We start from the raw sequence: 260 nt of genomic DNA, 5'->3' as shown, positions 1-260 counted from the left end.
GTGACCAGTCCGGTGTTGTCGGCGGTGCAGACGGTGCAGCAGATGGCGGAGGCGGCCAGTAAAACCAGGAATGGCCGAGTACAGGCACTGGCTGCTGCAACGGCGGGCATGTCGGTTTATGGCGCCGTGGGAGAGATGCAGAAAGGCGCTGCCGAGGGTTCAGCCAACGTCGGTATCAGCGCGACGATTGGCAGCAGCCAGAACGGCAGTCGTACCGAACAGAACACGGTGACGCAACGCGGCTCCACCGCTACCTCCGG

General features: G+C 63.8%; 1 protein-coding gene. It reads left to right on the top strand.

Annotated elements, in window-relative coordinates:
- A partial coding sequence (locus HWE01_RS22715; RefSeq protein WP_241822968.1) for a hypothetical protein occupies window positions 1-260 on the top strand: 260 nt, incomplete at both ends.

Origin of the sequence: Herbaspirillum sp. C7C8 (assembly GCF_022627875.1) — a bacterium.
Classification (GTDB): Bacteria; Pseudomonadota; Gammaproteobacteria; order Burkholderiales; family Burkholderiaceae_D; genus Herbaspirillum.
The sequence above is the reverse complement of the archived record's forward strand: the minus strand, read 5'-3'. Positions and strand labels throughout refer to the sequence as shown.